We start from the raw sequence: 22,792 nt of genomic DNA, 5'->3' as shown, positions 1-22,792 counted from the left end.
ACCCAGATTTGACCCGGAGCGCGCGATGACCAGCATCCTCGATCGCAAGACCATCGATTTCATTCTGTTCGATATGCTCTCAGTCGAACAGCAATGCGGTGCAGGACGGTATCAGGATCACGACAGACAGTCGCTTGATGCCGTCCTGGATCTCGCTCAGAGGCTGTCCGAGGATGAGCTCTGGCCACATGCCACCCTGTCCGACACCCGCGAGCCGCAGCTTGTTGAGGGTCAGGCACGCATTCTGCCCGAAGCAAAAGACGCATTGGCCAAACTGCGCGAGGCCGGGTTCTTTGCCGCGCATGCGGATTACGAGCTTGGCGGGATGCAACTGCCAGTCAGCGTCAATCACGCCTGCAACGGCATGATGAAGGGCGCCAATGTCAGTACCCACGCCTATATGTCGCTGACGCGCGCCGCCGGGAACCTGCTGAAGGCGCACGGAACCGACTGGCAAAAATGGGTCTATATGGAACCGATGCTCGAGGGTCGGTTCTTTGGCACCATGTGCCTGTCGGAACCCGATGCGGGCTCGTCGCTGGCCGATATCCGCACCCGGGCCAAAAACATGGGCGACGGCACCTATCATTTGACCGGATCCAAGATGTGGATCAGCGGCGGCGATCAGGATGTGTCAGAAAACATCGTGCATCTGGTGCTGGCCCGCCTGCCCGATGCCCCGCCGGGTGTGCGCGGGATTTCCCTGTTTGCGGTGCCCAAATATCTGGTCAACGAAGACGGCTCACTGGGCGCGCGCAACGGAATCGTGACGGCGGGCCTCAACCACAAGATGGGCTATCGCGGCACCACCAACTGCCTGCTCAGCCTGGGCGATCCGGCCCCGGCCATCGGCACGCTGGTGGGTAAAGAGAACCACGGGCTGGCCACCATGTTCCACATGATGAACGAGGCGCGGATCGGTGTTGGCATCGGGGCGGCCATGCTGGGTTCAGTGGGCTACCGCTATTCGCTGAACTACGCGCAGGAGCGCCGTCAGGGGCGCACCCTGTCCAACCGCGATCCGCTCTCAAAACCGGTACTGCTGATTGAACATGCCGACGTGCGCCGGATGTTACTGCGGCAAAAGGCGCTGTCCGAGGGGGCGATCGCCCTGTGTCTCTATGCGGGCGATCTGGTCGATCGCAGCATCCTGACCGATGATCCGGCAGAAAAAGAGCGCCTCGCCGCGCTGCTTGATCTGCTGACGCCAGTGGTCAAGTCCTGGCCGTCCGAATTCGGGCTGGACGCCAACCGCGAGGCGATTCAGATTCTGGGCGGCTATGGCTATACCCGGGAATTCCCGGTTGAACGGCTTTACCGTGACAACCGGCTGAACATGATCCACGAGGGTACCAATGGCATTCAGGCCCTCGACCTTCTGGGTCGCAAGATCATCGGCAACGGGATGAAGTCCCTCGACATCTTCCGCCAGGAGGTCGCGACCACTCTGGCCGAAGCACGTGATCAAGACGCGCTGAAACCCCATTGCGCACGTCTGGAGCAAATGCTGTCAGACTTGACCAAAACCGCCGAGTCGGTGGCTGAGACGATGCAATCGGCCTCCAAGGATCAGGCCTTGGCCCATGCAAGCGCCTATCTGAATGCCTTTGGTCATTTCGTGGTGGCCTGGCTGTGGGTGCGCATGGCCAGCACAGCCGCCCTCCAACCCGCAGGCAGGGACGAGGCGTTCCTGACCGGCAAGAAAACCGCCTGTGCGTTCTTTTTGCAGCATGAACTGCCGCAGGCGCAGGCCTGGCTGGAGATTGCGGGCGATGACACCAGCCTGCTGGCCAATGCCACCGCCGAAGTGTTCTAGCGCTCAGGGCACCAGCACGTTCTGCTGAAACACCGGCAGGCCCGCGGCGGTGGCCAAGGCCTGGTTCACCTGTTCCAGGGGATAGCTGTGCGACTGAATGCGCGACAGGTCCAACTGGCCGCTGGCGATCATCTCGACCACCCGGCCCGGCGCATCACGGTCGAACCAGAACGACCCGACCAACGTGATCCCGCGCAGCACCAACCCGCCAGCCTGCGGCGGCACGGCTGGCGAGGCGAGCAGAACAAAACGCCCGCCCCTGCTCAGGTTGGCAATCGCGGTCTCAACCATCGTGGTGCAATCCCCTTCGGCGGCAGAGATGACAACATCCGCGCCCTTCGGGGCGCCCAAGGCAAGCGACACCCGGTCGCCCAGTTCCGCCAGCGGGGCCAAACGGTCCAGGCAGCGGCCCACACAGGTCACCTGCGACGCGCCCATGGCCAATGCCATCATCACCGCGCTGGACCCCAATTGGCCGGAGGCGCCCAGAACCACCACATGTTCCCCGGCCTGAAACCTGCCCCGGTCCAACGCTGCGAACGCGGTGCAGAGCCAGCCCAGCCGGGTGAGCGTCTGAACGGTTGCTTTGTCCAAGGCCGGGGCGATCTTGGTCAGACACGCCTGCGGAAGAAGGATGTGACTGGCAAAGGCCCCATGCCTGTAGCGATCAAAAAGCCGATCCGCAGTGTCGCTGAGAGCGAAGTTCCCGGCAAAAGCCGCCGCGCCTTCATGGCCATCCCAGCCGCCATCAAGAAACACATCACCATAGACCGCATCCCCGATGGCGACCCGGTCCACGGCTTCTCCAACCGCCAGAACCGTACCCACAGGATCCATGCCCGGCGCAAAGGGACGCTCTGGCGTCACATAGGCGGTCTGCGGATCACAGACATAGGGTACAAACGGCGCCACATAGCTTGCGCTGATCTTGACCAGCACTTCGCCGGGTTCAAGGGGCAGCCCGGCTTCACGACCTTCTATTGTCAGCTGGCCGGTCTCAAACCCCGTTTTGGCATATTTGATGATCACATTCCTTGTCAGGCGAAGCTAGGCGTCATCCAGCCGGAACCCCGACCCCTTGCAATAGGCGGATTTGCTGGCGATCTTGTCGCCCTCGAAAACCAGCAGGTCCAACCCTCGCATCACCTTGCGCTGGCCTTCGATATCCATGGCCAGCGACCAGCTGGTCATGACCTTGTTCTGATCCGGATCGGCAAAATAATCCTCTCCCGCGAACGCGATCTGCCCGCGTGCGCCCGACAGCAGCGGCGCAAAGGAAGCGCGGATGTCATCCAGCCCGCGAAACACATTGCCCAACCCGTCATCATAGACGGCATCAGCGGTGAAAAAGCGCATGACTGCGTCCAGATCGTGACGGTTGAACGCCTCGACAAATCCTTTGGTCAGCTCCTGCAGCTGTGTTGCACGTTGCATCATTTGGGTCCTCCAAATTCCATGGCCCATCTGTGGCCGTCATGAATGGCCATTGCGATTGGTCCCGGCGCCACGCAATCTCCGATGCGCGAGACAGACCGGACGCCTGCCGCCGCACAATCTGCCTTGCGGGCCTCCAGATCATGAAACACGTCGGAGGCGGTGTCGCGCATTGTCACCATGACGATGTCGGCCCCTTCGATCACCTTGGGTGTGCCGGTCCAGGCGTGGGCCAGCTCGATCCGTTCAGGCGAGATGCTGGTCAGGTTGTGGGTGGGCAACAGTTCGATCTCCAATTCGACCAACCGGCCCAGAACATGGCCGTATTCCTGCGCGAACTTGCTGTAGTTGGCGAATTCGGCCACCGGCGTCACCAGCGAAACGTCGCAGCCCGCCAGTTTGAGTTTTTCGGCAATCACCGACCCCATGTAATAGTGGTCATCATCGAACACCACGACCCGGCCCGAGGGGCAATTCCCCGCCATGATGTCATCAGGCGTATAGACATTCCCGGACTCCCACCCCGGCACCGGGCTGGAGTACTGCCGCCCCATGCCGTTGCGCCGCCATGGGCCGCCAGTCGCAAAGACCACGTTGGGAATGCCGAACTCCAGGATCTGTTCGGCATCCAGCGGGCTTTGCAGATAGGTGTTCACATTCGGCATCTGCGCCAGCTGACCAATCCGATACTCTGCCACCGCCCGCCAGGCCGCCAGACCCGGCAGCGCCGCCTCTTGGATCACCCGTCCCCCCAAGGCGTCGCCCGCTTCGGCCAGGGTCACATCATACCCCCGCTTGCCCAACGTCAGGGCGCATTCCAATCCCGCAGGCCCGCCGCCGACGACCAGAACACTGTCCTGCGAACGGCGCACAGGCACGGTTTCAGGGTGCCAGCCATCAACCTCTTTGCCAATGGTCGGGTTCTGAGTGCAGCGGATCGGAACCGACAGCAGCACGTTGGTGGTGCACATGTTGCAGCCGATACATTCGCGGATGTCGTCAATCTGCATGTCCCGGATCTTGTTCGGCAGGAACGGGTCGGCAATCGACGGGCGCGCGGCCCCAATCAGATCGAGCCGCCCCTTTTTGATGTCCGATACCATCCGGTCCGGGTTCACATAGCGCCCCACTCCCACAACCGGTTTGGTGGTCACCGATTTCACAAAATCGGTGTATTCACGCTGATAGTCTTCCTCGAAAAACCGCGACACGCCGGAATCGTTTGACCAATCGCTGACATTCACGTCCCACAGGTCGGGGAGCTCGGCCAGCATTTCGACCACCTCGCGGCCTTCGTTCTGCCACTCCAGCCCGCCCGGTCCCATCATCTCGTCCACAGCAAAGCGTACGGCCACGGCGCATTTGTGGCCCACGGCCTCTTTCGTGGCTTCGATCATCTGCCGGAACAGGCGCACGCGGTTTTCCAGCGACCCGCCGTATTCGTCGCTGCGCCGGTTGTAGCGCGGCAACAGAAACTGCATCGGCAGTGACAGATCATGCGCGGCATAAACATAGACAATATCCGCCCCTGCCGTCATCGCCCGCCTGGCCGCATCGGCCTGTGCCTGGATCACACGGCGAATGTCGGATTTGTCGGCGGTCTTGGCCACATAAGGTCCAAACGACCAATAATGCGTCTGCGACGGGGCCAGCGGATATTCCCGCGTCAACTTGTTGGCCGCTGATTTGCCCGCATGACACAGTTCGACCGCGAACAGCGCGTCATGCTCGTGCACCGCATCCGCCATCCGCGCCAGAAACGGGATATCCGCATCGGACGCCAGCCGCATATGCGGGGAGGGCGAATGGTCAGAATTGCTGTCGATCATGCATTCTTCGGTGGCGACAACCCCCCAACCGCCCTCGGCCTTGGTTTTCCGATAGGCAATCGCGTGCTCCGGATAGGTAAAGCCCATGCCCGTCGCATGGGGCGCCTGAAAGAACCGGTTCTTTGCCGTCACCGGGCCGATTTGGACGGGCTCGAACAAAAGCGAGTAAGGATGCCTTGAGTTGGACATGCGGCGGAACCTGTTCTTGGTTTGGCTATTTGAACCCGGCGTCTTCTTGGAAGCACTGGCGAAGACGCCGGGTGACGCGCAGGGAGAGGGCGCGCGCTGTTGGATTTCAGGGCGAACCGGCCAGCGCCGCAAAGCGACGCCGCCGGATCAGTGAAGCAGTTGTAAGGGCGCGCGTCATATGCGGCATGCGTTTTTAGTCCTTGAAATGCGGCGCAATGCGTTCTGCGCGGCGCAGCAAAGCAGGCCATTCGAAGACCGACGGAGCCGACTCCGCCTCGTCCTGGGCTGCGGTTTTTGCCGCCAGAGCCTCGCTCAGGGGCACAAAGGGACGTCCCATCGCATAAAGACTGGTCACGATGCGGCAGCAATAAATCAGCCAGTACATCCGCACAAAGGCCTCTCCCACGCTGCGCCCGGTGGTGATCAACCCGTGGTTCTTCAGGATCAGGTTGTTCTTGTTTCCCAGCGACCGCGCAATTCGGCTTTGTTCGTCCAGATCCAAAGAGACACCTTCGTAATCGTGATAGCCGATGTCTTCGTGAAAATACGCCGTCTCGCCGCAAAGCTGTGGCAAGCCGTCCTTAAGACAGGACAAGGCAACTGCCTCTGGCGTGTGCATATGCATCACGCAATCGATGTCATGGCGGGCCTGATGAACCGCACCGTGGATGACAAACCCGGCAGGCGAGGTTTCGCCCTCGCCGGCCAGTTTTTCGCCCTTCGTATCCACTTTGACTAGGTTCGATGCTGTGATTTCATCATACATCAGACCAAGCGGATTGATCAGGAACTGATCCTCGGTCCCCGGCACCCGAGCTGAAATATGGTTCCACACCAGCATGGTCCAACCGAAATGCTCAGCCAGCTGATATGCGGCCGCCAGATCTATACGTTGCTGTCGTTCCTCATCAGTCATCGGGGTTTCCTTGCGTTTCAGCCACTGTGCGCCACATAGGCGTTCACGATAAGAGAGTTGAAAAACAACACCGCTTCCTCACGGTCCGGCAGGAGGCGATTGCGCTCCAGCGCATGGGTCCGCAGGCCTTTTTGCTGCATCGAGACCGCCTCGCCATCCTCCGCAAAGGTTTCCTCCCAAAGCTCGATCCATTGCTGCACACGTTCAGGGCTCGTGCCCTTCTGTGCAAAATAATCCACGCGCTGTTCCGTGGTTTCCGGCCCCAGGGGGCGCATCTGGGACAGGATCATCAGATCGTCATGCTGAAGCATCAGCAATCCGGGGAAGATGTTGAAAGAGCGGTAGTTTCCAGCACGTAACTCGGTTTTTGACTTGCGATCTTTGGGCGGAAACTGACTGCTCATGAACGTGCCCAGAAACCGTGTGTTTACAAGTTTCGGATCAGCTTCATATGCGGCGGCAAAACTGCCGCGATGGATGTTTTCACAATGGTAGCATTCGACAAAATTGTCGTACCAGACCTTCCAATTGCTTTCGACACTGTGATTTGTGCTGTGGGTCCAGGTGTAGCTATCTTCGCTGAAGTCCATGCCAACCTTGTTTCTTTCACCGGCAATCTCGGGGTGACTGTCCAGGAAAGACGGCGCGTCCATGTCGTAGTTGACGAAAATGCCCGGGCCCCATTCAAAGACCTGAACAGGTTTCAGACCCAGTTTCTCCTCTGGGAAATCCTTTTCATCCTGACATCCGGGCGCATACATAAACGCGCCGTTCTGATGATAGGACCAAGCGTGATAGCGACAGACCAGACGGTTGCAGTTCTTCTGATCCTTGGTCGCCACGGGAAAGCCGCGATGACGGCACATGTTGACGAAACCATGCAAAACCCCTTCGTCATCGCGAATGACAACCACCGGGATGTCACCGACATGACCGATCGTCGAATTGCCGGGTTCCGCGACCTTTACAGCCGGGCAGAAGTACTGCCAGGATTTGCGAAAGATCGACCTCAGGTCCAGGTTCAGCGCATCTTCGCCGCGGTAGAAAGACAGCGGCAGGCCCCAGTTTTGTTCCAGATCGCTCTTCAGATCGACAGGCGCATAATCATTGATCGTTTTCTCATGCAGGCTCATGGGTCTGCTCCCTTTTTTTGACGCGCTTGGCAACGCCGTCCTTGTATGCCTGCAGGATCAACCGGTTGATGAAGATCGTCGGCTCCTCGCGTGAGGCCACGTATTGGAACACTTTGGCATGGGGGGACGTCATGTTGGCCTGCTGGACTTCGGCCACCTCGCCGTCTTCTTCGAAAGTCTGATGCCACACATCAATCCAGCGATCGACGCGGGCCTGGTCCGCTGTCTTTTCCTTCATGTAGAACACGGTCACATCACAAGAATCCGGCCCCGTGGGCGTCATGCGACCGAGCACCATCAGATCATCCTGCTGGATCAGCTGAAGCCCCGGAAAGATCTGATATGAGGCATAGGTCAGGCTGCGCAGCTCATCCCCCAACAACTGCTCGGTCGAGGCAAAGGAATAGGATGTCATCCCCCCTTCCAGCTCGAAGGAATAATTCCCTTCGCGTACGTCAAAAGCCTCACCGAACGATGCGGAATGAATTGTGTTGCAGTGATAGCATTCGGTGCCGTTGTCGTACCACAGCTTCCAGTTGCTCTTCTGGCGGATCGTCTTTTCGACGTATTCCTCGTAATGGTTCGGATCGGTCTGAATGCCGTTTTTCTCGGCCCAGCTTTTGATCTGCGGGTGCTCTTCGAACAGGCTGCGGGCGTTCGGGTCGGTGTTGACCATCACGATGGGACCCCATTCCGCTACCGAAATGGGGATCAACCCGTGATCGCATTTCTGGAACCCCGGTTGATCCTGGGTGTCAGGTGCGGCGCGCAGCTCTCCGTTCAGGTCATAGGCCCAGGCGTGATAACGGCAGCGGATCAGCTTTTGACCCGATGTGTTGTTTTCAACCAGTTTGAATCCACGATGGCGGCAGAAGTTCAGAAAACCGCGCAGCTCGCCATCCTGATGGCGGGTTACAAACACATTGCTGCGTCCGATCCGTCCTTCATAGATGTCACCGATGTTCGCCACTTTGGCCACCGGGCACAGGAACTGCCAAGTGCCTTCAAAGATCGTGTCGATCTCAAAATCATAGATGTTTTGATCGGTATAGGTGTGGATCGGCAAACCCCGGAACTGCGCAAAATCCTGATCGATCTGATCAAAGTCCAGGTTCAGAGCATCGATATCGTGGCTCATCGTTTTCACCCTTCAGCATCGAACAATTGGCTTTGAAAGTTTAGTCAGGTAAAACATTAGTGGAAAAATATGTCACTTCAAAATGATTTTCTCACCAAGGGAGAAATTTTTTGCCTAATGATAAAGCCGGAGAGATTCCACCCCATCAGAACACGCAACGGATCTGCCGGGAAATCAAAGCCCTGCGCAAAGCCAAGCGGCTTACCCTGCGGCAGCTGGGCGAGAGATGCGGACGCACCGCGGGATATTTGAGTCAGGTCGAAAACGGCACAGTGGTCCCGTCGATTGATTCGATCAGCCGCATCGCCGAAGCTCTGGGTGTCGAGACCAACTGGTTCTTCCCTGCCACAACCGGCGCCTCTGATGCCGAGGCCGCCATCGTCGTGCGCAACCAGGGGCGTCGCCGGATCAGCCACAGCTACAGTTTCGACACACAGGAACTGGGTTATCAGGATTTTCTGCTATCGGCTGACCTGACCCTTGATCTGATCATGGGCATGACCCGCCTGGAACCGGGCGGGAAATCGCGCGGGGTTCCAACAAAGGGGCAGGGCCATTTCTGCGGTTTCGTCAAAACTGGCCGGGTCAACCTAACCGTCGGGCAAGAACAGTTCGTTCTGGGCGAAGAAGACAGCTTTTCCTTTGACATGACCATCGCGCATGATTTCGCCAACGCCCATGACGACGTGACTGAAGTTGTCTGGACGGTAACGCCCGCGCATCTGGATTTTTAACGGCTGCGCCGCAAAAGCGTCACCCGCGCCTGAAGCCCGCCTTCCTTCGCTTGCAACACGGTTTCCCGTGTCACCAGACGCCACGCGCCTGTGTCACACAAAGCTGTGAAAGCCGCGTCAAAACCATGCTGATCCCAAAAAATCTCATTGATGGAAATGCAGGCCAGCCCGCCGATTTTGACAGGAGCCAGCGCCGGCTGCAACGCGTCAGGGCCCAAGGGTCCGAAGGTACCCACGGATATCACCGCATCATAGCTGCCATCCTGAGCCGCCAATCCCTGCAACAGGTCTTCGCTCTTGAGATCCCGGTAGGCCCCGGTTTCTCGACAGCGCGTGATCATCTTTTCCGAAAGATCGGTTCCATCCACATTCCCCGCGCCAAGCTGCGCAAGCGCCACACCGACAAGCCCGGTTCCACAGCCGATATCCAGCACCGCAGCCGCGCTAAGTTCAAGATGCTCTGACAGAACCCGGGCGGCATTGGCGGGACCGACATATCCAAAACCCTGCGTGTCCTGATCATAAGCCTCGGCCCAGACATCATAATGGTCTTGGACGGATGCGGTGTCGGTATAGTCCATCGCATAGGCTTTCTTGAGCTCGTCGGTTTTACTCATTTGTCTGTCACCTTCTGGAACGCCGCTCTGCCAGCATATTGGTCAGCCAATCCGGATCCATGTCCGGGACCGATGACAGCAGCTCTTCGGTATAGGGATGGTAAGGCGGTTCAAACAGCGCCGCCTTGTCTGAATGTTCGACCACCTTGCCGGACTTTACGACAATCACGCTGTCGGCAATCGCCTTGACCGTCGCCAGATCGTGAGTGATGAACATATAGGTCATCTTCAATTCCTGCTGCAGCTGGTCCAACAGGCGCAGGATGCCCTCGGCCACCAGCTGGTCCAGGGCGCTGGTGATCTCGTCGCAGATGATCAGCTTTGGCTCGGCCGCCAGGGCCCGCGCGATGCCCACGCGCTGCTTTTGCCCCCCCGACAGTTCGGGCGGCAGGCGATGGCCGAACTTGTCAGGCTCCAACCCGATCATATGCAGCAGCTCGTCCACCCTGTCCCTTTTTGCCTTCCCTTTCAGGCCCAGGTAAAACTCGACCGGGCGGGCCACGATGTCGCGAATGGTCTGGAACGGGTTCAGCGCCGTGTCCGCCATCTGATAGATCATCTGCACATGCCGCAGATCTTCGCGGTTGCGGTTCTTAAGCGCATTGGGCAGCACCCGCCCGTCCAGCTCGATTGATCCGGTCTTGGGCGGCAAAAGCCCGGTGATGCAGCGCGCCGTAGTCGATTTGCCCGACCCGGATTCACCCACGATGGCAACGGTTGTCCCCTCGTAGACGTCCAGGCTGATGTCATCCAGCACCGTGACGGCCCCGTAGTTCGCCGAAACATTCCTGACCGACAACAAGGGCTTGGCGTCGACCTCAGGCTGGGGTTTGGGCTGGGCCCGGAACTCTCGCACCGCCCACAGGGATTTGGTGTATTCCTCACGCGGGGTGGACAGCATCTGACGGGTCTCGGCCTCTTCGACCTCGTGGCCGTCTTTCAGCACTTTGATCCGGTCCGCCATTTGCGCCACCACTGCAAGATCATGGGTGATATAGACGGCGGCTGTGTTGAATTCGGACACGATGTCACGAATGGCGCCCAGAACCTCGATCTGGGTGGTCACATCCAGCGCCGTTGTCGGCTCGTCAAAGATGATCAGATCAGGCCGGCACGCCATCGCCATCGCGGTCATCGCGCGCTGCAACTGCCCGCCGGACACCTGATGCGGATAGCGAAACCCGATCTCGTCGGGGTCGGGCAACTGGATCTTGGCATAGAGTTCCCGCGCGTCGCGATAGGCCTCTTCCTTGGTCGCGGTTTTGCGCAGCACCGGAAATTCGGCGTATTGGTCGATCAGCCGATAGGCAGGGTTGAAACTGGCCGCAGCCGATTGCGCGACATAGGCGATGCGGCTCGACCGCAGCTTCCGCCGCACCCCGCGCGAGGCCCGGCGCAGATCGACGCCGTCAAAATTCACCTCGCCATCGGAAATGCGGCACCCGTCGCGGGTATAGCCCATCATCGCAAGACCAAGGGTCGACTTCCCTGCCCCGCTCTCGCCGATCAGCCCCAGGATCTCGCCGCGATTAACATGCAGATCGACGCCTTTGATGATCGGGTTCCAGCCCTCGGACGACTGCCCCTCGATACGCAGGTTTGTTGCCGACACCAGAAGATCGTTGTTCTCAGCCATGGCTTAATCTTTCAATCCGCTGGAGCGATGCAGCATCCAGTCAACGACAAAGTTAATCCCCACCGTCAGCAGGGCAATCGCGGCAGCAGGCAGCAGCGGCGTGACATCCCCCCATGAGATCAGCGACGCATTTTCACGTACCATGGACCCCCAGTCCGCGCTTGGCGGCTGGATCCCAAGGCCCAGAAACGACAGCGCCGCAATGTTGAGGAAGACAAAGCAGAACCGCAGCCCCAGCTCAGCCAGCAGGGGGGCGGTGGTGCTGGGCAGAACCTCGCGCCGGATGATCCAGAAAAGACCCTCGCCGCGCAGGCGGGCGGCCTCGACAAAATCCATCACCACGACGCCAAGTGCCACGGATCTCGCCAATCTGAACACACGGGTCATATCGACAACAGCAATGATGATGATCAGCGACGTGATCGAGGTGCCAAAGATCGACAGCAACAAAAGCATCAGGATAAGCGCCGGGATCGCCATGACCAGTTCGACCAACCACGACAGCACCATGTCCACCCGGCCCCCCACAGTTGCGGCAATCAGGCCAAGCCCCACTCCGCTTAGGAAGGCCAGCATGGTTGCAATCGCCGCAATCGCCAATGTGTTGCGGGCGGCAAAAAGCAATCGCGACAGCATATCCCGTCCCAGGCTGTCAGTGCCCAGCAGGAAGGTATCCGACCACGCTTCATACGCGCCGCCCACAATCTCACGCTCGCCATAAGGAGCCAGAGCAGGAGCGAAAATGGCAACAAAGATATAGGCCGCGATCACCAGCAGACCAAATTTGGCAGTCAGAGGCGCACCGCTCAGCACCGAGAGTTTAGAAGACGCCATTTCGTTACCTCGGATGCAATAGACGGGGATCCGACACGATGGTGATGACATCGGCGGCAAGATTCAAAAGGATGTAGGTGGCTGCAAAAAACAGGCAGGATGCCTGCACCACCGGAAGGTCGCGCTTGGCCACGCTATCGACCAGCAACTGCCCCAGCCCCGGGTAGACAAACACCACCTCGACCACCACGACACCAGTGACCAGATAGGCCAGGTTCAGCGCCACAACCGAGGCAATCGGCGCCGCGGCATTGGGCAGCGCATGCACCAGGATCATCCGCGCATTGCCCGCCCCTTTGAGCCGCGACATCTCGATATATGGCCGCGACAGCAGGTTCACCAGCGAGGCACGCGCCATCCGCATCATATGCGCGGTCACAACCATCGTCAGGGTCAGCGCCGGAAGGATGATCTCATAGACACGCTCGCCGAACGTCATGTTTTCGGTGACATCGGACACGGTTGGGAACCAACCCGCCGAAATGCCCAGAACAAAGATCAGGATATAGGCGATAAAGAACTCAGGCACTGAGATCGACGACAGCGTCAGGGCATTGGCCATGCGGTCAAACACGGTGTTGCGCATCAATGCGGTCAGAATGCCAAGCATCAGGGCCAGCGGCACCGCAATGGCTGCGGCGACGGCGGCCAGGAAAAAGGTGTTGCCAATCCTGACCAGGATCAGATCGGACACCGGGCGGCCACTGGTCACCGCAACCCCCAGATCCCCGGAAAAGACGCCCGTGGCCCACTCCCAATAGCGGACATATCCCGGCCTGTCCAAACCCAGCTTTTCCCGCAGTGCCGCCACGGATTCCGGCGTTGCGGCCTGTCCCAGAATGTTCTGGGCCAGATCACCCGGCAGCAGTTCAACAGAAAAGAAGATGAACAGAGAGATGATCCACAGGGTCACGAACCCACGCAGCAGGCGTTTGCCTATCAACTCAAGAATCACAAAGATGTCCCCCATGCCGTGCAGCGATCAACGCAAGAATATCGTGATCTGCAGACGTCGCACTGAATTTGACGCCCTCACCCCGTCTTGGGGGTGAGGGTCGTTTTTGGAAACGACGGCTTGCGCCAGGGCTCAGCTTTCGGCCCACCACCAGCGGCGCGCCAGGGCATGGTCATCCGCCGGGGCCAGTGCCCCCACTTCGCCATGTCCCAGCTTCGAAGATCCGGCCTGCACAAAGCTGGCAAAGGCAAGCGTGACGGTGCCGCCTTCTTCGTGCAGGATCTTCTGCGCTTCACCATAAAGCTCGGCCCGCAGGGCCTGATCTTTCTGGACTGCCGCGTCGGCCACCAGCTTGTCAAAGGTCTCACTTTGGAACGCCGTGTCATTGTAGGCGTTGTCCGAGGTGTAATAGCTCAGCTGATTGCCAATGGTTGCCGCGCCATTCCAGTAGCAGAAGCACCAGGGCACGACGCGCCAGACGTCGCTCCAATAGCCGTCACCGGGTACCGTTTTCACCTTAATGTCGATGCCGGCACTCGCCATAGACGCCTGTATCAGCTGCGCCCCGGACACCGCACCCGAGAAAGCCCCATCGCTGGATGTCAGCGTCAGACCCGAGCTGGCATCAAGACCGGATTTCTTCCAGTGGTGCATCGCCTTGTCGGGGTCATAGACGCGCTGCTCCAGGCTGTCATTGAAATAGGCGTAGCTGCTGTTGATCGGAGTATCGTTGCCCGGCGCACCAAAGCCACCCAGCACCTTGTCCACGAACTCTTGGCGTTTGACACCAAATTTGATTGCCATGCGCACATCGTTGTTATCCAGCGGCGAGCCGTTGACGCGCATTGGCGTGGTATAGTGCTGACCACCGGTTGCCACCGCAAACTCGATGCCCGGAACCGCCCGCAGACGCGATGCGGTTGCCACATCCGGCCGGTCGATCACGTCCACATCGCCGTTGCGCACCGCATTCGAGCGTGAAGCCGCATCAGCCATGTTGATCAATTCAACCTCGTCAAAGTGGCCCTCGTCTTCAGACCAGAAACCCGCGTATTTCTTGACCTTCGCGCGCACGCCCGGTTCAAAGCTGACAAGACTGTAGGGGCCGGTGCCGATCGGGTTGGCAAAGTCCGTCGCGCCTTCCTTGATCATGTAAAGACCCTGCTCCGAGACTTCGGTGTCAAAGTCGAAACGCGGACCGTTCAGTTCGAACACGATGGAATGGTCGTTTTCGACTATGATGTTGGTCACGGCCTGTGCCGCAGCCTTGGCGCCGGGACGGGTGTTGTCCTCGCCTGCAGCCCGTTTCATGGAATAGGCAACGTCTTTCGCCGTGAACGCGCTGCCATCGTGGAAGGTGACGCCCTTGCGCAGCGCAAATTTCCAGACACTGGCATCGTCATTCGTGTCCCAGGACTCTGCCAGCATCGGGACGATCTTGCCGCCCGGGGCAACATTCGTCAGCTTGTCAAAGATACAGTTGAACACCTGCGAGGCATGAACCGTTCCCAGATACTGCAACGGATCCAACGTGTCGGTGGTGGCCCCCCCAACCAATCCCATCCGCAGCACCCCGCCCTTCTTGGGCGTGTTCGCAAGGGCTTTGCCCGGGTTCAACAGCAAACCCGAAGATGCCAATGCACCAACAGCAGCCGTCTGGCTCAGAAATCTTCGGCGGCTCAAACCATCTTGGTTCGGCAGGATCAGTTTGGATGGCTTGGAGCGGTAGTTCACTTTGCTTCTCCCTTTGGAACGATGTCGTTTTCTTGTTTTTACTCACGATACCACGCAGTTCTCTTGTTGAGAAATTTTTTTCTCCAATTATGATAAAACATTTCACAAAAAGAGAAAAAACTGGCGCTATGGAGCCATTTTTTTGGAGCCATGGCCCTGGAACCAAGGCAAAGGGTCGGCCGTTTTTCTGAAATTCGGATTCTCACGACTCGTTACACCAGACTGTTTCAAACAGCGGCGGCCACCTTCAACCCTTCCAAAACGGCCTCTTCGGCCGTTCGCGGAGACAGGCAATCGCCAATCCGGTGAACGGGGCAGGTCAGCCCAGAATCAACCAGATCGGTCACGGGGTCATTGCCCCAGGCCATCACCAGGGTATCCATCTCTTCGATCATCTGGGGCGCACCGGTGACAACATGTTGGAAATAGGCCGTGTCTTCGTCCGCTCCGAACACCCGCATATATGGCACAACGGAAACGCCCGCCTCGTGCATCCGCCCCGCCAAGGCGTATCTTACATAGGGTTGCAGCAATTCGCCGGCCTTCTCGCCATTCACGCATAGCACCACTTTGTGACCGTTCGCAGCCAACATTTCGGCCACCCCTGGCCCCACCCAGTCGCAGCGCCAATCGGCCACCACAACAGAGCCGCCGACCTGCGCCGTGCCGGAAATCACATCCCAGGCCTGGACCACCTGTGCGCCCTCGAACTCTCCCACTGGCATATGCGGGCGTGCGCCGGTGGCCAGGATCACCTCATCCGGGGCAAACGCGGCAAGCTCGGCCTGCGTCACCTCGTGGTTCAGCGTCACCAATACCCCATGTTGCTCAAGCTCGGATTTCAGGTTGGTCACGATGCCGCCGAACTCGGCCCGCCCCGGCAAAGCCTGCGCCAACAGCGCCTGCCCGCCCAGCTGACGACCCTTTTCGAACAGCTGCACCTTATGTCCCCTTGCCGCACATACAGCCGCCGCTTTCATGCCGGCAGGACCACCGCCAACCACCACAACATGTTTTGCCCGCTCGGCTTTGCCCAGGCTGCCGTACTGCAATTCACGCCCGCTTTCGGGGAACTGGATGCAGGACACGCCATGCCCCTTGTTGCGGTGCCCGATACAAGCCTGGTTGCAACCGATACAGGCGCGAATGCTGTCCAGATCCCCCTCAACCACCTTGTTGGGGAAACCGGGGTCGGTCAGCAGCGCCCGCACAAAACCCACCATATCCGCCGCCTCAGAGGTGATCGCCTGCAGCGCCTGAACCGGCTGGTTGATCCGGCCCGCCACCATGATCGGCAGATTTGTGGCCTTGCGCACCGCACTGGCCTGAGCCAGCGCATCGTCGGCGTCAAAATACATCGGAGGAACAATCTTGCGCGTCCCGGCCAGCGTATGCGTACCGCCCACCGCCACACTGATGTAATCCACAAGGCCCTGCTCTGCCGCTGCCTGACAAAAGGCCAGCGTCTCGGCCATGCGCATCCCGTCCGGGTCGTCATCCTCAGGGACCACGCGAAAACCAAGCAAAGGGGCATCGCCCATCTTTTCCCGCATCGCCTTGAGCGTCTCAATGGCAAACCGGTGGCGGTTCTCGGGCGACCCGCCATATGCATCGGTGCGCACATTGATACGCGGCGACAGGAATTGCCCGTGCAAATAACCCATCCCGATCAGCAGTTCGACACCATCCGCGCCACCCGCAACCGCGCGCCCGGCCGCCGCAGCAAACAGGCCGACAAACTGTTCGATCTGATCCGTCGTCATCTCGACAGGGACGATATGAAACCGTTCATCGCGCATCACCGACGGGGCCAATGCAGGTTCGACACTGCCATCGGTGGAATGCGCCCGCGCGCGCCCCTCGTTGTAAAGCTGCACAATGCAGCGCGCGTCGTAATCCGCACAAATATCTGTCAGTTTGCGCACTTCGGCGGGGAACGCATCACTGGCCCCGTTCAGCTGCGCATAGCCCTGCCCTGTCACAGGAACGACCTGCGTTGCCTCTGTCACGATCAATGCCACACCACCGTCAAGACGGGCCTTGTAATAGGCAAGCGCCTGGTCCCCCCAGCCACCCCCCTTGGCATAGCCGGTCCCGTGCGGCGCCATGAACATACGGTTCTTGAAGCGGGTTCTCCTGATCTCAAACGGTGAAATCAGCGGATCATACGGCGACAGAGTGGCTTTGGTTGCAGCAACCATCGAAGGGCCTCCCGGAGCTTGTAGCGTATTTTGACCTTGGGTCACCAAAGTCCTGCCAAACACCGTAACTACGCCCGTGTGAAATGCCAGCTTTTTTCTTAAGGTAAAATTATTTTTTCACCTAAGGAAACTTCAGCCACATCTATTAGATCACATCGCCCGGCTTTCGCACCAGCACTGCCAGGTACCGCACAGGCGCCTCGACAACCTTTTCCGGCCCATGCGCCGTGCGCCCGTCAAAGATCAGCGCATCCCCCTCACTCAGGTCGATTTTGCGCGTCCCATAACGGTATTGCATCTTGCCCTCGAGCAAATAGAGAAACTCCGTGGCCTGATCATTGAAGCTAGCGCGATGGTCTCCGACCTCGTCCAACGTCACCAGAAACGGCTGCACCGTCTGCACCTGACCTGCATTATTTGTCAGCAGCTCATATTCGTGACCGCCATCCTTGCCCTGACGTTCGGTGATAAGCCCCTGCCCTTTTGGGATCTGAACCAGAAACCCCTCATCCTTGAAACCTTGAAACAGGAATGACACGGGAACGCCCAGGGCCTGCGCGATTGCTTCCAGAGAGCTCAGGGACGGAGAAACCTGGGCTGTCTCGATCTTTGACAGGTTGGAAACCGAAATCTTGCAGGCAGATGACAGTTCCGCAATTGTCATGCCCAAAAATCGACGACGTTCCCTGACCTGCATTCCGACAAAGTCGGACAGCTGCGTTTCGCGGTTGTTTCCTGCCATTATCTGCCCCTTGTCTATGTCAGTGCACAGCGCATCACCAGGAACGGCCGCCAATACTGCACCACGTGGAGTTCTCCAGGATGATATCTGAAGCAAGCCCCCGGCAAAATGCCAAGACTTGAACAATCGTTCGGCCAAAGCAGCAGAAGCACTAACTACAGATATGCTTACGGTATTTGAGAGCGATGCCGCAAGTGGCCGCGCGGTCCTGAACGCACTGCTCCCAGGACGGGCCGCAAAATGCACTGCACCAAACTCCGCGCAAATCCGCCCGCTCGGATGTCTGACGCCAAACCACTGCCCGTCGGCTTTCGCAAAGGCTGCCAGCCGCTCCCAAAAGCGGCTGATCCCCCCTGTCGCGGGGCCCTCTTCAAATCCTATTCGGCCATGATCAGTCGTGCGAAACCATTTTGTCCGTAGAGGCAAGCGCGACTTCGGGGTTTGTTTTGATCTCAATGAACACTGGCTCGTCGGCCTGGCTTACAACATCCGCCAAGGCTTCCAGCTGTTCTTGCGTGCGCACGATATGGGCATCGTACCCCAGCGTTTCAGCCAATGTCGCCAGATCAATATCAGGGAACTGAGCCAGCGCAATCGGCATGCCATGTTGGCGCAGGACATGCACTTCGGACCCGTAGGCGCAATCGTTCATGGCCACGATGACAAGCGGAATCCCTTCACGCAGCACCGTTTCCATCTCTCCCATGGTCATCAAAAAAGCGCCGTCACCGATCATCAGCATGGTTGTTTCATCTGGGCGCCCGGCAGCAAAACCAATGGCGTTTCCAAACCCAAGACCAATGGAATAGGTTTCCGTTGTCAGTTTGAAATCGCCGGGATGCTCAACGTCGATGTAGGGAATACACGACATATAGTTGCCGCCGTCGAACACCAGATTGCGCTTTTTCGGGAGTATCCGATTGAGGATCTGGCCAACCACGCGCGCATCCAATGTCCGCTGCGTGTTCATCGGCTCAAAATCCTTTGCCTGGTCAAAATCACGAACCAGTTGCAGGGCGCTCTCCGAATGCTGAGGCGCGTCAAGATTGTCAGAGACCTGTTCGATCAGGGCTTGAACGGTTTTCTTGGCGTCCCCGACCAAGGCGACGTCTATCGCAGTCCAGCGGCCGATAGCATGCCGGTCTGCATCCAGATGAATAACCGGAATGGCGCCGAAAACGTCGCCAAAATCCATTGTCAGAGCGTTGAGAGAGGCGCCGATCACAAGGATGCAATCGGCCTCCGCCAAAAATCGGCGCCCCAGTGAGGTCACGAATGTCCCCATGACACCCAGATTGAATGGGTGGCCCCGGAACCAGTCTTTGCCCAACACGGATGTCATCAGCATTGCCCCGGTTTTTTCAGCCAGTGCAACAATCTCGTCTTTGGCATCGGCCCGCACCGCACCGCGGCCTGCGACGATAATGGGCCGCTTTTTATCGGCAAGGATATCGGCGGCCAACCGGATCGAATGCGCTGCGGCGGCGTCCCGCGACACGGCTCCAACCGGCGTCGTTACCTGTTCCTGTTTGGATTCCACCGGCACGACGGACATATTTTGCACATCGGTCGGCATCAGGAGAACTGACAGGCGATTGCCCTGTGCAAAAGCAAAGGCTTCGCGCAGGCGCGATTGCGCACCATCGGGCGTATCCGTCACAAAGGTGCGGATGGATGCCGCATTGAGCACATCGCCTTGATTGACGCCTACTGCCTTGTAATCGGGCCCTGAAACATTTGCCTGACCTGCATTTGCAGGCGCATCGCCATACATGACCAACACCGGGTTCGCGGTCACTTTGGCATATGTCAGCCCATTGAAACCATTGGCAAAGGCAGGTCCGCGCCCGACGAGCGCTACCCCGACTTTGCCCGTTGCCGCGGCAAAACCATCGGCCATGCTGATCGCCTGGTTTTCATGGCGGGCGCCGACAAACCGAACACCGATCGCATCCAGCGTAGCGCATAGCTGGGCAGTATCGTCGCTCATAAGACCAAAGACAATTTCCACCCCTAAGCTTTTGATTTCATTTGCCAGCACTTCAAACACGGGTTTTGGATTTTGTTCGTTCATCATTTCACCGTTGCAAATAATGGGGCGTCACGGCCCATGTTGGCGCCTTCGCTTTAGTGTTCCCAGTGTTGGGCTCTGGTTCGGCCCAGCACCGGTCAACTCGCTAGCGGGCTTGGTTCGTTGGGTCTGTCTGGTTCAAGCCGCACAGATCCGGTTTCACTCACTTCGACAATTTATTCAGACCGGTCACAAGGCGTGACCGCGATGACCGGGCCAAAGGTGCGAAGGGCGCATTTTGCGGCTTGGATCGCATCCTCTACATCCTGTGGTTTTCCCAAGGACACCACCGCCGCCACCTGCTCGGTCGCGGGATTGATGACCTGGTGTTCGGCTGGCGAGGCTGGATCGGCCCATGCCCCATCAATGTAAAATTTCGTGAAAGCGTCAGACATCTTTCCCTCAATCGGCATCGCTTCCCCAAGCAGAAAGCCAAGGCAGACATTACGTCAATTCGCTATAAACGCAATTTTTTTTTCACTTCAAGATAACTTGATGCAAACCGGCCAGAAAGTTCGCCACCTGATTGTGAAACTGCTGTCTGATGAGCCCCCGTTTCGTGGTCGAAATCAAAACTTGGTTCACGGCAGGCCTGTGGCTCATCAGAACGATGACCTCTGGCGCAGCGCGCAGCTAGGCGGCATCCCGCTATATAACTCTTTGTTTTCTAGAAGGTCGCAGTTTACAGCTGCGCGCTACCACTACACAAAGAGCGGGTGGAGCTTGGCCCCGCCGCCGCCACATTGCAGTCGTTTTTCTGATATGACGTGACGCCCAAAACGGGCCAATGCCACAGCCGCATCGGCCGCTCAAATGCCGACAGTCCGCCAAAGGAGCGCCGCGGCGGGGCTGCCTCGAGCTCCCCTGCCCGGTATGCTTGCGCGACCTGTTTACGGGTCAGAACCGGCCGTGCACGCGGACCATAGGCTGCTTCGACTGGTTCTGCTTCCAGCCGCGGCAGGATCGCCTTCAGGCTACGGCGGTCCTGTGGGCGCAGCAGGCTGACCGCCTGCGGCCCGGGGTAGAAACTCTCCGCAGCGACATCATTGGAAATCAGCACCTCATGCTGCGCGGTCAACAGGTGGTAATAGCTGACCTGCTTGCGCCCCTTCGCAAAAGAGGCCAGGCCGGTTTCCTCCGCCAGATGCTTGGCGCGGACAAAAACCGTTTCCCGGCGCCCGCGATGCCGCATCAGAATGCAATGCTGCTGGGACAACAGCAGCGGCCGGCTATTGCCCAGCGACCCAGGCTTGATCCGCACCGGCACCAGATTTTGCGGCAGGTCCTCTGCGCCGCCGTCGAATGACGACGACGCCACCCAGCGCACCTGCCGGATGCCTTTGTCTGCGGTCGTCACATAGTCGCCCGGCTCAATATCCTCGACCAGGCGGCTGCCGCCGGGAGCCGCGATCCGGGTGCCTTTGGCAAAGCAGACAAAGCCCATCGACAGCAATTCCGGAACCTCGTTCACCTGAGAGGCCAACACCCCGTCCAGCGTAACGCTTTCGCCGCCGGGAAACGTCAGAATGGCATCGCCAGTGCCGTCGCCATTGGTGTCTGATACGGTGATGTCCCAAACATTGACCGCACCGCCCGGACCCGTCAGATCTGAGACATCGAACTGATCAACCGTCGTTCCATCGCCGCTGTCACTCAGATCAAACCCATAGATCGTGTCGCTGCCACCCGCGACATCCACAATCAGGTAATCGCGATCAGAATCGCTGCCCAGATCGATAAGATCATCACCTGTGCCGCCATCAATGGTGTCCGATCCGCTGTTGCCGGATATGCTGTCAGCACCCGATCCCCCGGTCAGCAGATCCGCATCTGCACCGCCGGTCAGGGTGTCATTACCGTCCCCCCCGTCCAGCGTCGCCCCTCCCGATGATGGCAGTGTCGCAAAGAACTGCGCTGGATCGGACACCCCAGCGCCATCATTGTAAAAGCGGAACGTCTGGCTGTTCCCGTTTGCATAGGTAACAGTAAAGTCGGAGACGCCCGAGCTTGCATTGGTGTTCACGATCGACGTGGGCGTTTCAGTCAGGAAGACCTGATCAATGCCCACATCGAATTTCAACGTCGTGAGATACGCCCCGTCATTGGTGTTGGAAACGGTGATCGTATCGGACACATCATCGCTGCCGGTCGTCCCCGGTGTCCCCCCAAGATCAATGGTGCCCGTGCCTGAAGTTCCCGGTGCCCATTCAAAGCTGTCCTGGCCGTATCCCCCTGATCCCCAGCCCCCGTCGTTAACAACCGTTCCGCCAACCGGAGCGGCGGCAGCTGCCGTAACGCTCAGCTGGTCATCGCCAATGCCGCCGAACAGCGTGTCGCCACTTGCTCCGTTTAGAGTATCTGCGCCGTCGCCGCCAAAGATCGCGTCATCCGCGCCGCTGCCATCCAGGCTGTCGTTGCCGGCCGTTCCTGCGATGACACTGCCCGGAATGGTTTCCACAGTGGCCGTCCCGCTGGTGATATCCCACAGGTCCGGCACGAAATAGACATTGCCGTCATCCGCCAGATGGTAGACGCCGGTGTCTGATATATTGTTGTAGAACAGCCCGTCATCTTCCAGGATCCCGGACCAGTTCCAATCCCCTGTTCCAATTTCCCCCACCGAAGTGATGGAAACCTGAGAGGCCGTGATACTGTCGCCAACATCAAGGACACCATCCCCCAGCGTCACTAGATAGCCAATTGGCATGCCGCGTCTCCGTAGTTCTTGAACCACGCATTTCGCCACCAATCACTTTATGGGGATTTAACAGGACCAGCAGCTTCCGTAAGGTCACCCGTGAAGTCTTGCTGCA

General features: G+C 58.8%; 18 protein-coding genes. 2 read left to right on the top strand and 16 right to left on the bottom strand.

The features are described from left to right. The first annotated feature begins 25 nt into the window (after window positions 1–25). Entirely contained in the window at window positions 26–1,816 is a 1,791-nt protein-coding gene (locus tag ACP151_RS10365; protein ID WP_424978828.1) for an acyl-CoA dehydrogenase, read from the top strand. Window positions 1,817–1,819: 3 nt separating this feature from the next. Here ACP151_RS10365 and ACP151_RS10360 read toward each other — a convergent pair whose 3' ends face one another. The 6 genes from ACP151_RS10360 to ACP151_RS10335 form a co-directional block, all read right to left on the bottom strand. Next, on the bottom strand, window positions 1,820–2,845 hold the full coding sequence (locus ACP151_RS10360; RefSeq protein ID WP_424978827.1) for an alcohol dehydrogenase catalytic domain-containing protein: 1,026 nt from the start codon (window positions 2,843–2,845) through the stop codon (window positions 1,820–1,822). Between the two features lie 18 nt (window positions 2,846–2,863). Beyond that, window positions 2,864–3,253 (bottom strand): nuclear transport factor 2 family protein, encoded by a 390-nt coding sequence (locus ACP151_RS10355; protein ID WP_424978826.1) that lies wholly within the window; start codon window positions 3,251–3,253, stop codon window positions 2,864–2,866. Continuing rightward, a complete protein-coding gene (locus tag ACP151_RS10350; RefSeq protein WP_424978825.1) occupies window positions 3,250–5,268 on the bottom strand; it encodes an FAD-dependent oxidoreductase in 2,019 nt (672 codons plus the stop codon). The genes ACP151_RS10355 and ACP151_RS10350 overlap by 4 nt, the downstream gene beginning before the upstream one ends. 193 nt (window positions 5,269–5,461) lie before the next feature. After that, complete coding sequence (locus tag ACP151_RS10345) at window positions 5,462–6,205, bottom strand: class II aldolase/adducin family protein (protein ID WP_424978845.1); 744 nt, start codon at window positions 6,203–6,205, stop codon at window positions 5,462–5,464. Next, window positions 6,202–7,317 carry an aromatic ring-hydroxylating oxygenase subunit alpha gene (locus ACP151_RS10340; protein WP_424978824.1) on the bottom strand — a complete coding sequence of 372 codons (1,116 nt, stop codon included), beginning with the start codon at window positions 7,315–7,317 and terminating at the stop codon, window positions 6,202–6,204. Before ACP151_RS10340 ends, ACP151_RS10345 begins: the two co-directional genes overlap by 4 nt. Next, a complete protein-coding gene (locus tag ACP151_RS10335; protein ID WP_424978823.1) occupies window positions 7,304–8,455 on the bottom strand; it encodes an aromatic ring-hydroxylating oxygenase subunit alpha in 1,152 nt (383 codons plus the stop codon). The genes ACP151_RS10340 and ACP151_RS10335 overlap by 14 nt, the downstream gene beginning before the upstream one ends. Before the next feature lie 110 nt (window positions 8,456–8,565). On the opposite strand from ACP151_RS10335, the gene ACP151_RS10330 reads away from it, so the two are divergent. Beyond that, window positions 8,566–9,189: a helix-turn-helix domain-containing protein gene (locus ACP151_RS10330; RefSeq protein ID WP_424978822.1), complete on the top strand. Its 624-nt coding sequence runs from the start codon at window positions 8,566–8,568 to the stop codon at window positions 9,187–9,189. Here ACP151_RS10330 and ACP151_RS10325 read toward each other — a convergent pair. The 10 genes from ACP151_RS10325 to ACP151_RS10280 form a co-directional block, all read right to left on the bottom strand. Further along, the gene (locus ACP151_RS10325) at window positions 9,186–9,806 is read right to left on the bottom strand and encodes a class I SAM-dependent DNA methyltransferase (RefSeq protein WP_424978821.1); all 621 of its coding nucleotides are present in this window, start codon (window positions 9,804–9,806) and stop codon (window positions 9,186–9,188) included. The genes ACP151_RS10330 and ACP151_RS10325 overlap by 4 nt on opposite strands. Window positions 9,807–9,813: 7 nt before the next feature. Then, window positions 9,814–11,442 carry an ABC transporter ATP-binding protein gene (locus tag ACP151_RS10320; protein ID WP_424978820.1) on the bottom strand — a complete coding sequence of 543 codons (1,629 nt, stop codon included), beginning with the start codon at window positions 11,440–11,442 and terminating at the stop codon, window positions 9,814–9,816. Between the two features lie 3 nt (window positions 11,443–11,445). Then, complete coding sequence (locus ACP151_RS10315) at window positions 11,446–12,276, bottom strand: ABC transporter permease (RefSeq protein WP_424978819.1); 831 nt, start codon at window positions 12,274–12,276, stop codon at window positions 11,446–11,448. 4 nt (window positions 12,277–12,280) lie between these two features. Beyond that, complete coding sequence (locus ACP151_RS10310; protein WP_424978818.1) at window positions 12,281–13,246, bottom strand: ABC transporter permease; 966 nt, start codon at window positions 13,244–13,246, stop codon at window positions 12,281–12,283. A 117-nt stretch (window positions 13,247–13,363) separates the two neighbouring features. Then, window positions 13,364–14,965 carry an ABC transporter substrate-binding protein gene (locus ACP151_RS10305; protein ID WP_424978817.1) on the bottom strand — a complete coding sequence of 534 codons (1,602 nt, stop codon included), beginning with the start codon at window positions 14,963–14,965 and terminating at the stop codon, window positions 13,364–13,366. Between the two features lie 227 nt (window positions 14,966–15,192). Beyond that, window positions 15,193–17,166, bottom strand: coding sequence for an FAD-dependent oxidoreductase (locus tag ACP151_RS10300; RefSeq protein WP_424978816.1), 1,974 nt, complete (start codon window positions 17,164–17,166; stop codon window positions 15,193–15,195). A 145-nt stretch (window positions 17,167–17,311) separates the two neighbouring features. Beyond that, window positions 17,312–17,908, bottom strand: coding sequence for a helix-turn-helix domain-containing protein (locus tag ACP151_RS10295; RefSeq protein WP_424978815.1), 597 nt, complete (start codon window positions 17,906–17,908; stop codon window positions 17,312–17,314). 391 nt (window positions 17,909–18,299) lie between these two features. Beyond that, a complete protein-coding gene (locus ACP151_RS10290; protein WP_424978814.1) occupies window positions 18,300–19,985 on the bottom strand; it encodes a thiamine pyrophosphate-binding protein in 1,686 nt (561 codons plus the stop codon). Between the two features lie 170 nt (window positions 19,986–20,155). Next, window positions 20,156–20,374, bottom strand: coding sequence for a hypothetical protein (locus tag ACP151_RS10285; protein WP_424978813.1), 219 nt, complete (start codon window positions 20,372–20,374; stop codon window positions 20,156–20,158). 287 nt (window positions 20,375–20,661) lie between these two features. Further along, window positions 20,662–22,686, bottom strand: a complete 2,025-nt coding sequence (locus tag ACP151_RS10280) for a Hint domain-containing protein (RefSeq protein ID WP_424978812.1) — start codon at window positions 22,684–22,686, stop codon at window positions 20,662–20,664. Window positions 22,687–22,792: the final 106 nt, after the last annotated feature.

This window comes from Leisingera sp. S232, from assembly GCF_049800895.1.
Taxonomy (GTDB): domain Bacteria; phylum Pseudomonadota; class Alphaproteobacteria; order Rhodobacterales; family Rhodobacteraceae; genus Leisingera.
Note: the sequence above shows the minus strand (reverse complement) of the source record. Positions and strands in the feature narration are given on the sequence as shown.

What these genes read in the sequence shown, in the direction of transcription:
- ACP151_RS10365 (WP_424978828.1), top strand. Translation starts at nt 26, where the DNA reads ATGACCAGCATCCTCGATCGCAAGACCATCGATTTCATTCTGTTCGAT.
- ACP151_RS10355 (WP_424978826.1), bottom strand. Translation starts at nt 3,253, where the DNA reads ATGATGCAACGTGCAACACAGCTGCAGGAGCTGACCAAAGGATTTGTC.
- ACP151_RS10350 (WP_424978825.1), bottom strand. Translation starts at nt 5,268, where the DNA reads ATGTCCAACTCAAGGCATCCTTACTCGCTTTTGTTCGAGCCCGTCCAA.
- ACP151_RS10340 (WP_424978824.1), bottom strand. Translation starts at nt 7,317, where the DNA reads ATGAGCCTGCATGAGAAAACGATCAATGATTATGCGCCTGTCGATCTG.
- ACP151_RS10335 (WP_424978823.1), bottom strand. Translation starts at nt 8,455, where the DNA reads ATGAGCCACGATATCGATGCTCTGAACCTGGACTTTGATCAGATCGAT.
- ACP151_RS10325 (WP_424978821.1), bottom strand. Translation starts at nt 9,806, where the DNA reads ATGAGTAAAACCGACGAGCTCAAGAAAGCCTATGCGATGGACTATACC.
- ACP151_RS10320 (WP_424978820.1), bottom strand. Translation starts at nt 11,442, where the DNA reads ATGGCTGAGAACAACGATCTTCTGGTGTCGGCAACAAACCTGCGTATC.
- ACP151_RS10315 (WP_424978819.1), bottom strand. Translation starts at nt 12,276, where the DNA reads ATGGCGTCTTCTAAACTCTCGGTGCTGAGCGGTGCGCCTCTGACTGCC.
- ACP151_RS10310 (WP_424978818.1), bottom strand. Translation starts at nt 13,246, where the DNA reads ATGGGGGACATCTTTGTGATTCTTGAGTTGATAGGCAAACGCCTGCTG.
- ACP151_RS10300 (WP_424978816.1), bottom strand. Translation starts at nt 17,166, where the DNA reads ATGGTTGCTGCAACCAAAGCCACTCTGTCGCCGTATGATCCGCTGATT.
- ACP151_RS10295 (WP_424978815.1), bottom strand. Translation starts at nt 17,908, where the DNA reads ATGGCAGGAAACAACCGCGAAACGCAGCTGTCCGACTTTGTCGGAATG.
- ACP151_RS10290 (WP_424978814.1), bottom strand. Translation starts at nt 19,985, where the DNA reads ATGATGAACGAACAAAATCCAAAACCCGTGTTTGAAGTGCTGGCAAAT.
- ACP151_RS10285 (WP_424978813.1), bottom strand. Translation starts at nt 20,374, where the DNA reads ATGTCTGACGCTTTCACGAAATTTTACATTGATGGGGCATGGGCCGAT.
- ACP151_RS10280 (WP_424978812.1), bottom strand. Translation starts at nt 22,686, where the DNA reads ATGCCAATTGGCTATCTAGTGACGCTGGGGGATGGTGTCCTTGATGTT.